Annotated in this window: 11 protein-coding genes; 4 read left to right on the top strand and 7 right to left on the bottom strand. The window is 37.7% G+C overall.

Going from position 1 to position 14,166, the window contains the following annotated elements; genetic code table 11:
* Positions 1-12 precede the first annotated feature (12 nt).
* Together DK858_RS00605 and hexA are read right to left on the bottom strand one after the other, a co-directional pair.
* Entirely contained in the window at positions 13-465 is a 453-nt protein-coding gene (locus DK858_RS00605) for an NADH-quinone oxidoreductase subunit A (RefSeq protein ID WP_036912633.1), read from the bottom strand.
* Between the two features lie 798 nt (positions 466-1,263).
* On the bottom strand, positions 1,264-2,181 hold the full coding sequence (gene hexA, locus DK858_RS00595) for a transcriptional regulator HexA (RefSeq protein ID WP_006533310.1): 918 nt from the start codon (positions 2,179-2,181) through the stop codon (positions 1,264-1,266).
* A gap of 860 nt (positions 2,182-3,041) precedes the next feature.
* On the opposite strand from hexA, the gene DK858_RS00590 reads away from it, so the two are divergent.
* Both DK858_RS00590 and yfbR read left to right on the top strand, forming a co-directional pair.
* Entirely contained in the window at positions 3,042-4,256 is a 1,215-nt protein-coding gene (locus DK858_RS00590; RefSeq protein WP_072063486.1) for a pyridoxal phosphate-dependent aminotransferase, read from the top strand.
* 135 nt (positions 4,257-4,391) lie between these two features.
* Entirely contained in the window at positions 4,392-4,973 is a 582-nt protein-coding gene (gene yfbR / locus DK858_RS00585) for a 5'-deoxynucleotidase (protein WP_109395782.1), read from the top strand.
* 47 nt (positions 4,974-5,020) lie between these two features.
* Here yfbR and DK858_RS00580 read toward each other — a convergent pair whose 3' ends face one another.
* The 5 genes from DK858_RS00580 to yfbV form a co-directional block, all read right to left on the bottom strand.
* Positions 5,021-6,265: a hypothetical protein gene (locus DK858_RS00580; RefSeq protein ID WP_109395781.1), complete on the bottom strand. Its 1,245-nt coding sequence runs from the start codon at positions 6,263-6,265 to the stop codon at positions 5,021-5,023.
* Positions 6,266-6,456: 191 nt separating this feature from the next.
* Positions 6,457-8,286: an SLC13 family permease gene (locus tag DK858_RS00575; protein WP_109395780.1), complete on the bottom strand. Its 1,830-nt coding sequence runs from the start codon at positions 8,284-8,286 to the stop codon at positions 6,457-6,459.
* Between the two features lie 109 nt (positions 8,287-8,395).
* On the bottom strand, positions 8,396-9,058 hold the full coding sequence (locus DK858_RS00570; protein ID WP_109395779.1) for a sugar phosphatase: 663 nt from the start codon (positions 9,056-9,058) through the stop codon (positions 8,396-8,398).
* A 53-nt stretch (positions 9,059-9,111) separates the two neighbouring features.
* Positions 9,112-9,606, bottom strand: a complete 495-nt coding sequence (locus DK858_RS00565; RefSeq protein WP_036913439.1) for a YfbU family protein — start codon at positions 9,604-9,606, stop codon at positions 9,112-9,114.
* A 139-nt stretch (positions 9,607-9,745) separates the two neighbouring features.
* Complete coding sequence (yfbV, locus tag DK858_RS00560) at positions 9,746-10,201, bottom strand: terminus macrodomain insulation protein YfbV (RefSeq protein WP_109395778.1); 456 nt, start codon at positions 10,199-10,201, stop codon at positions 9,746-9,748.
* Between the two features lie 392 nt (positions 10,202-10,593).
* Here yfbV and ackA point away from each other — a divergent pair, with 392 nt between their 5' ends.
* Both ackA and pta read left to right on the top strand, forming a co-directional pair.
* Complete coding sequence (gene ackA, locus DK858_RS00555) at positions 10,594-11,796, top strand: acetate kinase (protein WP_109395777.1); 1,203 nt, start codon at positions 10,594-10,596, stop codon at positions 11,794-11,796.
* A 77-nt stretch (positions 11,797-11,873) separates the two neighbouring features.
* Complete coding sequence (gene pta / locus DK858_RS00550) at positions 11,874-14,018, top strand: phosphate acetyltransferase (protein WP_109395776.1); 2,145 nt, start codon at positions 11,874-11,876, stop codon at positions 14,016-14,018.
* The last annotated feature ends 148 nt before the right edge of the window (positions 14,019-14,166 follow it).

Genomic DNA, 14,166 nt, shown 5'->3' with positions numbered 1-14,166 from the left:
ATGCCTCGCTTATTACTGCTGCGGATGTTTGCCGCTGGTTAATCGAACATGGCTTTTACTCGCAGTTTCACGGCGAGAGCGAACAGGCGTCCAATCTAATGCGCCTATACGAACCAAATAGAATAATCCAGCTAATAAAATAGCGATGAAGACTGACGCTTCAATAAAGCCTAACCAGCCAACTTCACGAACGGAAACAGCCCAGGCATAAAGAAACAGTGCTTCAACATCGAAAATAACGAAAAACATGGCAACTAAATAGAATTTAGCTGACATGCGCAGACGAGCGCTGCCAACAGAATCAAGACCAGATTCATAAGGAACATGCTTTGCCCTTGCCTGTGCGCGTCCACCTAAATAGCGGGCACCCAACAACATGAGCGAACATAATCCCAATGCGCCTATGAGGAAGACAGCAAATGCCCAATGATGGGCGATAACTTCAGTGGTTGTAGACATACTCATTGCTTACTCATCAAAGGTGGTGTCAATTAACCAACTCTTATCCGGCGGTTTACACCACATTTCTAATTACGAAAAAAAGGCGAATTAAACAGACTTGCTAATTAAAGAAATAATAACAGTCTATTTATACCTTTTTTCTTTTTTAGAAAACTTTGCGACAAATCACTCAGTTTTCTATCGCGATTTAACAAAATCAACACTCATTTTTAACACTAGATTATGGGTTAATGCTAAAACGTGTCAGTCAACCGACAAACTTTATGCTAACACGCTTAGTCTAACCGATAATTCGATTTTACTACACCAGTATCTCAGGAAAAACCTGACTAAACACAGGCAAATGTGCCTTATTTTTTTGATCAAACTCACAAAATAGTCGAAAAAACACCTAATCAGTTTAAAATTTATCCAAATTTTAACAAATTAACTTTCTAATATTGTGGAGAAGGTCAAATATCCGCTTAGATTTACTTTTTTATTCTCTTAAAACCTAGACAAACTTTTTATTTGTTAACAAATCCTACAAGTGATTAACCAAGGGGGAAGGTAAACATTTTTTTAACAAACAGTTAAGGTAGTTATGGAATGAAATGTCACAAAGATAAATACATAAAACAACATAATTATTAACATAATGTTACTATTTCAAAAAGAAGCAATAAAAAAACGGGAATAAATGCACTTCATTGCATCTATTCCCGTTTATTATTATTCATCACTATCCAGTTCTATTTGACTCTATTTTAATCTTTAATTTTTGTGTTTTAACGCTAAAAATTCACACAATGATTAATGTGATTATTCAAGTTCAGTAGAGCTAATATCTTCAGATGCAGTAACGGTATAAGGTGTTTTCTTGTTTTCAATTGCATTGAATACCGTTAACACTGCTTCATTTTGTTCATCAGAGTTACGATATAACCAATATTGTGTTTCAGGTAAGCGAGGTAACCCTTCACTTTCACCTAAAATACGCAAATCGGCATTTTGCATTTCCAGTGGACGAGCAGTAATACCCACTTCGGCATTAACTGCCGCACGAACAGCGGATAAAGAAGCCGCTTCATAAGCAACACGCCATTGAATTCCAGCGTCATCTAACGTGTTTATCGCTAATTGACGGAATGGATTCGTTTCATCCATAACAACTAAAGGAATAGGTTCATTCATTTGTAATTGGAAATCTGGCGCACAATGCCATAACACGGGTGCAGTACGTAACGCTGTACGTGGGTGATGACCTATACGTGCTGTTGTTAACGCTAAATCAATTTCATGATTATCTAGCATTGTCTCAATATATTGAGAACGCTTAATACGTACATCAACAGCTAAGCGAGGATACACTGACGCGATACGATTTAACAAAAACGGTAATAAAGTATCGACAGAGTCATCAGAAGCACCAATACGTAGCTCCCCTTCTGCATCGCTATACGTTAATGATGCCGTTGCATCATCATTTGCACGCAGAATTTGACGCGCATAACCTAACAGTTGTAGACCATGCTCTGTTAAAAGTTTATTACGACCATGACGGGCGAAAAGCTCTCTGCCCACCAATTGCTCTAAACGTTGCATCTGCTGACTCACAGCAGATTGGGTTCGACATACAGCAGCAGCGGCGGCTGCAAAAGTGTTCAAATCTGCTACAGCTACAAACGTTCTAAGCAGATCGAGGTCGAGATTCATTATCGGACGATTTGCATTAATCATTGTTTATTCTTCACTTATTTTTGATTTTTAAATTACATATACCTGGTGTTTTATATCAAAAGTCTAAAAAAGACTTCCGATTCAGACTGTACTTTACTCTGAAAAGGAGAGCAAAGACATACTGAATACTTTACATTTGTTTCTTATCGTTTACACCTCCTAGATAGAAAGGAATTGCATCTTTTTGTAACAAATTAAATTTTATTATCATTTCAGGCATTCACAAGAAAGAACTCTATACCGTCATCACAAGTTAGACTTAGATCATACTATGTTGCTTTCTCATTCATAAATTTTAACATTTTGAAAATAATTTAAATTATCTTAACTATGCATTCGGATTTAAGTATTTCCCCCTATAAACTAAATTTAAGATTTAAATTTAATTTATACTTAAACTAATTGATTGCTATAGAATAAAGTAGATTTAACCATATTATTTGAAAATTTAATATATTAAGTCAGATAATACAAATCCGATAAAATTATTCAATAATTGATTATGCAACATTTCACCTACCAATCTATCACATCAACTTATTTCTAATCGACACACTAAAAAGCCCCTTTCCAGTAGAATAATAATCCAGATTATTCATCAAAACCAAAATATAAATCCACAATAAGCAATACAATCAGTCATCAAAATAACATTCTAAGAATAAAATGACCTTTTACACCAAAAATTACCTAGCATCTTCAAAAGTTTGTAACGTAAGAGTAGAGTGATAGAACAGTTATTTGCTGGGATAACCTTTTCATTTGTATCTTTCTATATGAATAGCAACCGGCGATAAATGTCGCTACGTCGCCATAATCACAATAAAGATACGAGTCAGACCCTATTAGGTAAACGCGCTATGAATCAGATTAAAAAATCAAACAAACTCGAACATGTCTGTTACGACATTAGAGGTCCGGTTTTGCAAGAAGCAAAACGTCTGGAAGAAGAAGGTAACAAAGTTTTAAAACTCAATATTGGTAACCCGGCACCTTTTGGCTTTGAAGCACCAGATGAAATTTTAGTAGATGTGATCCGCAACTTACCAAGCTCTCAAGGTTATAGCGACTCTAAAGGTCTATTTTCTGCGCGTAAAGCTATCATGCAGCATTATCAAGCTCGTGATATGAGAGATATCACTGTTGAAGACATTTATATTGGTAATGGTGTTTCTGAATTAATCGTACAAGCGATGCAAGCCTTATTGAATAACGGCGATGAAATGCTCGTACCTGCGCCTGATTATCCATTATGGACAGCCGCAGTTTCTCTTTCAGGAGGAAATGCTGTTCACTATATGTGTGACGAGCAACAAGGTTGGTTCCCAGATTTAGATGATATCCGCAGTAAAATTACAAAAAATACCCGTGGTATTGTTATTATCAACCCAAATAACCCAACAGGTGCGGTGTATAGCAAAGATATTCTGATGGAAATCGTTGAAATAGCACGTCAACACAACCTGATTATCTTCGCTGACGAGATCTACGATAAAATTCTGTATGACGATGCACAACATCATTCTATCGCTGCCATGGCCCCCGATTTATTAACCGTCACATTTAATGGTTTATCAAAAACTTACCGTGTTGCAGGTTTCCGTCAAGGTTGGATGGTATTAAATGGCCCTAAAAAGCAGGCTAAAAGCTATATTGAAGGCTTAGATATGCTGGCATCGATGCGTTTATGCGCCAACGTACCAATGCAACATGCTATTCAAACGGCATTGGGAGGCTATCAAAGTATTAGTGAATTTATCCTGCCGGGTGGTCGTTTATACGAACAACGCAATCGCGCTTGGGAGCTCATTAATCAAATTCCAGGGGTTTCTTGTGTTAAACCTATGGGGGCATTGTATATGTTCCCTAAAATAGACCTTAACCGCTACAGTATTAAAAACGATCAGAAAATGATCCTTGATTTGTTACTGCAAGAAAAAGTCTTATTAGTGCAAGGTACTGCCTTTAATTGGCCATACCCTGACCATTTCCGTATCGTTACTCTTCCGCGCGAAGATGATTTAGATATGGCAATTCAAAAATTTGGTCGTTTTATTGTGGGTTATCATCAATAAAATTGTCTACACCTAAAATAAAACGCAATATTACAATACGTTATATTGCGTTTTTTATTTTCTTTTTTATTAATGTTTACATCTATCTATTATCCACTCACAATAATGTCTTCAGTCACGCAATTGGGAGATATTATGAGTTATTTTTTTGCCCACCTTTCTCGCTTAAAACTCATTACTCGTTGGCCTTTAATGCGTAACATTCGCCAAGAAAATGTTTCTGAGCACAGTTTACAAGTGGCTTTTGTTGCTCATGCACTCGCTGTAATTAAAAATCGGATGTTTAATGGTAATGTTAATGCTGAACGTATTGCATTACAGGCGATGTATCATGACGCCAGTGAAGTCATTACTGGTGATATGCCAACTCCCATAAAATATCACAATCCACAAATTGCTCATGAATATAAAAAAATAGAAAAATACGCACAGCAAAAACTAATTGAAATGTTACCCGAAGAATTACAAGATGATTTTCGCCCTCTTATTGATGAGCAATTACATAGCGAGGAGGAAACATTTATTGTAAAACAAGCCGACAGTCTGTGTGCTTATTTAAAATGCCTTGAAGAGTTAGCAGCCGGTAATAGCGAATTTAATTTAGCGAAAAATCGGTTAGAAAAAACCTTAGCTGAGAGAAATAGCCCAGAAATGGACTATTTTATAAAAGTGTTTGTCCCGGGGTTTAGTTTATCGCTGGATGAAATTAGTGAGTGATAATAATCACTCACTTTAACGTTGAGACTATAATTTACTGATATACATCACTCTTCATTTTTTATATTGTTTTTATCAGAATTAATATCCTTATCATCCATACTTTTTATTTGTTTTATATTTTCCATTTCCTTTATATTTTCTGCTAAAAACTTCAATGTATTGGATTCAAAACTTACGATCAAACCTTCTGTTAATTTATTTAGTCTATCAATTTTGCTATTATCTTTACCAATAACTAAATTTCTTATTCCTTTCATACCTCTAATAAACACATTACTTCTATTGATACTTTTTGTTTTTCCCATAGCAAGCATTATTATATCATTTTTATTTTCATCAAGTTTTAGTGCTTTTATATAATCTAATGTTTGGTCAATTGCTGAATTAACTGTCTCTAATCGTTTTTCTGAGTTTAATGTAGCAGCAAACTCTAGACCTTTATCTTTGATCATTTTTTCAATAATATTTTCGGCTTGTTCTAAATTAACATGAATATTTTTATCATTAAGATAGTGTTCAGCAATTCCTTGAAAAATATCATGTGTATTTAATTTACTTTCATTTCTAACAATATTTTTATTTTTAAAATCATTAACAAGTTCAAAAAGATCTTCTATTTTTTTATCAAATTTATTTGACTCCATCGTTTTTAATATACTTTTCGCTCTATTAGTAATATTCAATTTATTTTTTCTAGCGTCTATATATCCTTGGTATTTCTCATTTAAATATTCCTTTACATACTCAACAGAATCATTCTTATTATTATTTTCTAATATAGAAAAAATTATTGCCTCATCTGCGTTTTTTAACTCTAATGAAATAGAAAAATTAGTCATTGCTTTTGATGCTTTATCATGAAACTCAGGTGCCAATGAAGTAAAATTATTATACTTTGATAATATCTCATTCCCCACACTTTCTTTATTATTAATCAAACTATTCGCGATTAATCCTTTAAAAACAGTACGACGTGCAGAAATAGCCTGTTTTATCTGTTTTAGATCATCGCTAACACTTTGAGTCAAATTTTTATTATGTTCGCTAGAAAAAACAATATTTTTATTACTCACTCTTGCTGTTGATTTACCTTGACTATTTTTTTCTATTATTATTTCTTTTATTTTACCACTTAATACTTTGTTACTTTCTTTTGATGTATGATTATTACCATTAGTTTTAAATTCTCTACTGCTGTTTGATAGAGCGCTTATTCCTTTGTCATCTTGACTATTTTTATCATTCTGAATCGAAATGGTTTTTTGGGGGCTTATATTTCTTATATCCATTATATATCTCTCTTATTAAATTATTTTCAACTCAATAATATGACTATACTTTTTTTTCTAAGAAAGATTTTAAAAAAACACACATTCATAGATGTGTCGCATACATCAAATAAAAAACCACCGCCCAATAAATAAAAAACGCTGTTTATTAATTAACAAACAGCGTTTCAGCAAAACAAAAGTATTGATATTTAGAATGGGAATAATAGCGGGATCAGGAAGACACTAATCAACATCACAATAACTGTAAATGGCACACCAATCTTAATAAAATCGGCAAACTTATATCCCCCGGGCTCAAGAATAAGCGTATTAACAGGTGATGAAACCGGAGTCATAAAGGCTGCCGATGCAGCAACACCAATCACCATGGCAAACGGTAATGGTGACACATTCATTTGGTTTGCAGCGGCAATAGCAATTGGTGCCATTAATACTGCGGTTGCCGTATTTGAGATAAACAGCCCAATTGATGCACAAAGTATAAATAAACACACCAACATCACTTGAGGACCTGCACTACCTGCAACATCCATTAAGCCATTTACAATAAGCTCGATACCGCCTGTTTTTTGCAATGCCGCAGCAAAAGGCATCATACCAACAATTAAAATAATGCTTGGCCAATGAATAGAACGATAAGCACTTTCCATATCAATACAGCGGAATTTCCCCATTAATAAACAAGCAATAAGTGCCGCAATAAAGTTAGGGACTTCATTTGTCACCATTAATGCCACCATTAATGCTAACGAAAACAGTGCATGAGGTGCTTGAGATGAAGCTGGTGCAACAGTTTCAATTTCTGCTGCTAAATTTAACACAATAAAATTACGTGGTTTCGTCGAAAGAATACGAATAAGTTTCCAATCACCAATCACCAATAACACATCACCAAGGCGTAATGGCTCATCGACAATTTTACCCGGTAAGGCACTTCCTTCACGACGAATAGCAACGACGTTTAGGCCATAACGAGTACGAAATTTGATTTCTCTTAATGATTTACCTAATAATTCTGAATCTGGATTCATGGATACTTCAGCAAGCCCTACATCACGAGATTGTTCAGAAAAATATTCACCTCGCAATACCATAGGCTCTAACAGCTGTTCACGGCAAAACTCACGTAAATCGACATCACTGGCTGACATATCAACTAATAACACATCACGCTCTCTTAATTCAGTGCCACCAGTTGCACTAACCATAACACGCCGAAACCGCCTCCAGCGTTCAATACCGACAACGTTTGCACCATAACGAGAGCGTAAGTGCAATTCATCAAGTGAATGACCTACTAGCGGAGAACCTTTACGAATGGCTAAACGACGAGCGCGTCCCGCTAACTGATAATCACGAATAAGATCACGGAAAGTACGACGATAAGCTTCTTTTTGTTTACCATTATCGTTATTTCCTAGCCAGCGACGTACTACCAACATATAAAGAATGCCTGCGAATAATACCGCTATACCAATAGGCGTAATAGAGAAAAACTGAAAACTCGGTAACCCCTCTCTGACTAATTCACTGTTAACAACCATATTAGGTGGCGTTGCCACTAAGGTCATTAATCCGCTAATCAGCCCTGCAAAACCTAACGGCATCATTAAACGACCTGGCGATGTTTTCATTCGAGCAGCAACACTCAATACAACAGGAATAAATATGGCGACAACGCCCGTTGAACTCATGAAAGCACCTAGGCTTGCAACGCATATCATTAATAGCACAAGCATTTTAACTTCACTGCTACCCGCGACACGAACTAGCCAGTCACCCATTTGATAAGCCACACCAGTTCTCACTAACCCTTCACCAATAACAAAAAGGGCAGCAATAAGTAATACGTTCGGATCGCTAAATCCTACCGTAGCTTCATTTAAGGTTAGTGTACCGCTAAGAACGAATGCGATGATGACAAGTAAAGCGACCACATCCATGCGGATTTTGTTGGTCGTAAAAAGGACAATAGCTATCAATAGCAGGCTTAAAACCCATAATAATTCGCTATTCAAAATGGCCTCAATCAGCAATAAGTGAAAACAGTTTAAGACATCAATTCACTACATTGATAAGTAGACCATTTTTACAACTATAAATCTTCTAATATGATCAAAGAAAAGACTATCTTTTGTGTGTTATTATCACTTTTTCAGCTTGCTTCTCGATTTGAATATCATTTAAAGAATCAATAATTAAATGAATTTCATTACGACGAGGAAGGGAAAGAGGTGCATGAACAGCAACGACTTGGCATCCCGCATCTAAGCCAGAGTAAATACCCGCCGCAGCATCTTCAAAAACCACACAATCTTCTGGTAATAACCCCAATTTTTTGGCACCTAAAAGATAAGGCTCAGGATTAGGTTTACCTTTACTAATACATTCCGCGGTAACCCAATGTTTAGGTTCAGGGATCCCCGTGACAGATTGGCGCGTTGTGGCAATAGGAACTGTACCTGATGTGACAATCGCCCATGGAATATTTAAGCTATTAAGACGATTAATCAACGCAATAGAACCTGGAAGCGGTGCTAAGCCTTCTGTTTGTGTTGACTCTAATTTTTCTAGCCAACGAAAAGTTTCCGTTATCTCTTGTTCTGTTGCATTAGGCATAAAATGGCGAATCGACTCAATAGCCGGCTTTCCGTGGATATAGTCATTAATCTCTTGTGTTGAAACACCAACACGCTCACCAAATAACGCCCAGCAATGTTCAACAACAGGTAATGAATCAACCAATGTTCCATCGAGATCAAACAGAAAACCTTTACATGTGATTGCCATATTTTATGCCTACCTTAACCTTACAGTGATGCGTCAACTATTATCTACTGCAATTACGCATTGAGTATTTGCTGAATTTCAACGACGCTAAGGTGATATTGACGAGGGCACGCTAACCAAACAGCAAGCATTCTTTGGTATTTTTCCCACATTGGTGTTTGAGAGTTAAAACCATGACTGCCACTATCAAAATGTGTGTAACGCCCTTCTGTATTCACCATAAAACGCACATAACTAAGATAGCGAGATTCTGTCGCCGCATCAAAGCCTATAAATGCGACGCGACGAGCATCTGGCATCTCTTGTTCTTTTAAGTTATCACGAGAAACTTGCAGTGCATGGTACATTTCCATGACGTTAATAATGGTACGGCAAGTCTCTTCTGACATTTCATCGAAGTCTCGATCAAGTTCACGTAATTGTAATCCATAACCGCGTTCAATAATTGTCTGATAGCGACGATAACGTTCAGCGTTATCAGGATCCATCATAGTCATCATTTTATACTGATTAGAGAGGATCAAGCGTTGTGCGTGTGTCATTTCCATCATTAATTCTCCAAAGAAATTATTGGAAGGATCATGTCATTAATCAAAAGTATTGAGTAGTGCTAACTACGCGTTTTTTGATCTCAACGGGGTAATTCAGATGACAATCATGACAAACGAAGAAGGTAGAACAAATGTTCTACACATCATCAAGAAAAGAGCGATCAAGTTGCTTAAAAGCACGTTTTAATAAATGAGCTAAAGAAAGGTAAGTTGGTGTTTGCTCAACAGGTGCTAAAGCGATGCCAGCTTCTTCAAATTTTTCTCGAATTTCATAAAACCAACGTAATAACGCAGCTGGAAGTGGTGTTGCTGCACGCTTACCTAACCACCATAACCCCTGCATTGGCAAGCTACAAGCAAAGAGCGCTGTCGTCATTGCAGGCCCTAAATTACCACTTAATGCGATTTGCCATGTCATTGTAAAAATGGCAATAGGTGGCATATAACGAATACCAAAACGTGTAGCTTTGATAATACGATTCTCAGGAAAAACAGGTGCTAATTGCTTTTCAACCGGCCAGGTTTTTAAATACTCGTTACCCAAACGAAGCTTTTTAAAAAAGCCAGGGGGAGTCACTGTCGGTTCGCTCATAATGACCTCAATCAATTTCTTCTGTAACTTTTAAAAAATACCTATAAAGAATAAAAATCTTTTAGTAGAATTAAGTATATTTTGTCTTTGTTGCCTTTACTCTGTATCCTGTGCCCATTCTAAAGGTTTGTGGCAATAAAGCGCTATATTTTGTTTGCCGGCGTGATTTTCAACCCTTTTCGCCGATTTTAACGCGAAAAGCTAATGGGTGAATAAAAATCGTCCAATTAATGATTGGCAACTATAATTAGCATCAAGTTTTTTACTTTAAGCATGATGCGCGTCATTAATGTCATCATAGTAATGCGATAGGCTTTTATGATTGACGTTTTATTAACCACCGTCTTTATAATATAAAAGACACTACGACAACAAGATAAATAGGTAATTCCATGTCAAGTAAGCTGGTGCTGGTACTGAACTGCGGTAGTTCTTCTCTTAAATTTGCAATTATCAACCCAGAAAATGGTGAAGAATTCCTGTCAGGTTTGGCTGAATGCTTCAACCTTCCTGAAGCCCGCCTGAAGTGGAAAATGGATGGCCAGAAACACGAAGCTGCGTTAGGCGCAGGCGCTGCTCATAGCGAAGCATTAAACTTCATCGTAAATACTATTCTGGCAGAAAAACCAGAACTTTCTGCACAAATCGCCTCTATTGGCCACCGTATTGTTCATGGTGGTGAGAAATTCACTAAATCTGTCGTGATCACTGACGAAGTTATCAAAGGCATTGAAGCTGCTATCCCATTTGCACCATTGCATAACCCAGCTCACCTTATTGGTATTGAAGAAGCGCGTAAAGCATTCCCTCATTTAATTGAAAAAATGGTTGCAGTATTTGATACCGCTTTCCATCAAACAATGCCACAAGAAGCTTATTTATATGCTCTGCCATATAGCTTATATAAAGATCACAGCATCCGTCGTTACGGTGCTCACGGAACTAGCCATTTCTATGTTTCTCGTGAAGCCGCTAAAATGTTAAACAAACCTGTTGATGAACTGAACGTAATCACTTGCCACTTAGGTAATGGTGGTTCTGTTTCTGCAGTTGTTAACGGTAAATGTGTTGATACCTCAATGGGTCTAACTCCATTAGAAGGTTTAGTAATGGGTACTCGTAGTGGTGATATCGACCCTGCTATCGTGTTCCATTTACACGACACTTTAGGTATGAGCGTTGAAGATATCAACAAACTACTGACTAAAGAATCTGGCCTGTTAGGTTTAACAGAAGTTACTAGTGACTGCCGTTATGTTGAAGATAACTACGATACTAAAGAAGATGCTAAACGTGCAATGGACGTTTACTGCCATCGTTTAGCGAAATACATTGGTTCTTACTGTGCACTGATGGAAGGCCGTTTAGATGCTATTATCTTTACTGGTGGTATCGGTGAAAACGCAGCAATGGTACGTGAATTATCTCTGAAAAAACTGTCTCTGTTAGGCTTCGAAGTTGATCATCAACGTAACTTAGATGCACGTTTTGGTAAATCAGGCATTATCACTACCGATAACAGCCGTCTTGCTGTTGTTATCCCAACTAACGAAGAGTTAGTTATCGCTCAGGACGCAAGTCGCCTGACCGCTTAAGTTCTTTGATGTACTGCCAGTGTCATGCTGGCAGTACTGTTTTACATAACGAGCAACCGATATTTAAAGAGGTTTCCGTGTCCCGTACAATTATGCTAGTCCCAACTGATACACGCGTAGGTTTAACCAGCGTCAGCTTGGGTGTTATCCGTTCTATGGAACAAAAAGGCGTTCGCCTTAGCGTGTTCAAACCAATTGCACAACCTCGTGTAAAAGGCGCTTTAGATCAGACAACTGCGATTATCCGCTCTCACTCCACTATTCAATCATCAGAACCTTTAAATATGGATTATGTTGAGTCTCTACTCAGCTCAAACCAAAAAGATGTTCTGATGGAAGAAATTGTTGCTAGATACCATGAAAACACAGCTGATGCAGAAGTTGTTCTCATCGAAGGTCTAGTGCCTATGCGTAAGCACCCTTTTGCACAATCATTAAATTATGAAATTGCAAAAACATTAGGTGCAGAAATTGTTTTCGTTACTGCATTAGGTAACAACACTGTTGAACAGCTAAAAGAGCGTATCGAATTTGCGCGTGCTGAATTCGGCGGTGTAAAAAACCAAAATATTACAGGCGTTATTGTTAACAAGCTAAATGCACCTGTTGATGATCAAGGTCGTACTCGCCCTGACTTATCTGAAATCTTTGATGATTCAAGTAAAGCGATTATCTCTAATGTCGATTTAAAAACCATCGAAAAAAATAGCCCACTACCTTTACTGGGTTGCATTCCATGGAACTTCGATTTAATCGCCACTCGTGCAACAGATATGGCAAAACACTTAAATGCGACTATCGTCAATAAAGGCGATATTGAAACTCGTCGTATTAAATCTGTGACTTTCTGTGCCCGCAGTATTCCACACATGTTAGAACATTTCCGTCCAGGTTCACTGTTAGTGACTTCAGCGGATCGCCCTGATGTATTAGTTTCAGCATGCCTTGCAGCAATGAATGGCGTTGAAATTGGTGCAATCCTACTAACAGGTGGCTACCAAATCGATGCACCAATCAAACAACTTTGTGAACGTGCATTCGAAACTGGCTTACCAATTTTTATGGTTAATGCAAACACTTGGCAGACCTCTCTAAATCTGCAAAGCTTTAGCTTAGAAGTGCCTGCTGATGACCATGAACGTATTGAAAAAATTCAGAACTACGTTGCTCAACATATCAATACACAATGGATTGATTCTCTGACCGCTAATTCTGAACGCCCTAACCGTTTATCACCACCAGCATTCCGTTATCAATTAACAGAATTAGCACGTAAAGCGAAAAAACGTATCGTTTTACCAGAAGGTGATGAGCCACGTACTGTTAAAGCCGCAGCAATTTGTGCTGATCGCGGCATAGCAACTTGCGTACTGTTAGGCGATCCTGAAGAAATTCGTCGCGTAGCAACCGCACAAGGCGTTGAATTAGGTACAGGTATTGAGTTAGTCAATCCTAAAGAAGTCCGTGAAATCTATGTACCTCGCTTAGTTGAACTACGTAAAAACAAAGGCATGACAGAAGTTGTTGCTCGTGAACAGTTAGAAGATAACGTTGTTCTTGGCACATTAATGCTGGAAAAAGGCGAAGTAGATGGCCTAGTTTCTGGTGCTGTTCATACAACTGCTAACACTATTCGCCCACCATTACAGTTAATCAAAACTGCTCCAGGTAGCTCATTAGTGTCTTCTGTGTTCTTTATGCTGTTACCTGAACAAGTTTATGTTTATGGTGACTGTGCAATTAACCCAGATCCAACAGCAGAACAACTGGCTGAAATCGCAATTCAATCTGCAGACTCTGCAATTGCATTCGGTATCGACCCTCGCGTTGCGATGATCTCTTATTCTACTGGTAACTCAGGTGCAGGTAGCGATGTAGAGAAAGTTCGTGAAGCGACACGTTTAGCACAAGAAAAACGCCCAGACCTGATGATTGATGGTCCTTTACAATACGACGCAGCAGTTATGGCTGACGTTGCTAAATCTAAAGCGCCAAATTCACCCGTTGCAGGTAAAGCGACTGTGTTTATCTTCCCTGATCTGAACACCGGTAACACCACTTATAAAGCGGTACAACGTTCAGCTGACTTGGTTTCAATCGGACCAATGTTACAAGGTATGCGTAAGCCAGTAAATGACCTTTCTCGTGGTGCATTAGTAGATGATATCGTCTACACCGTTGCGTTGACAGCAATTCAAGCAAGCCAACAAGAAAACGCATAATTATTGAAGTTCGCTTCAATTAGAACCACGCCAGATGATTAATTTTATCTGGCGTTTTTTATTCTACGGATTTTCTATTTAAGTGACTGCTCCCCGCCCTGTCGGGCGAGGCTTCCCACTTCTTAGACCGCAACCGTCTGTGTGACGG

The organism is Proteus faecis (assembly GCF_003144395.1).
Taxonomy (GTDB): domain Bacteria; phylum Pseudomonadota; class Gammaproteobacteria; order Enterobacterales; family Enterobacteriaceae; genus Proteus; species Proteus faecis.
The sequence above is the reverse complement of the archived record's forward strand: the minus strand, read 5'-3'. Positions and strand labels throughout refer to the sequence as shown.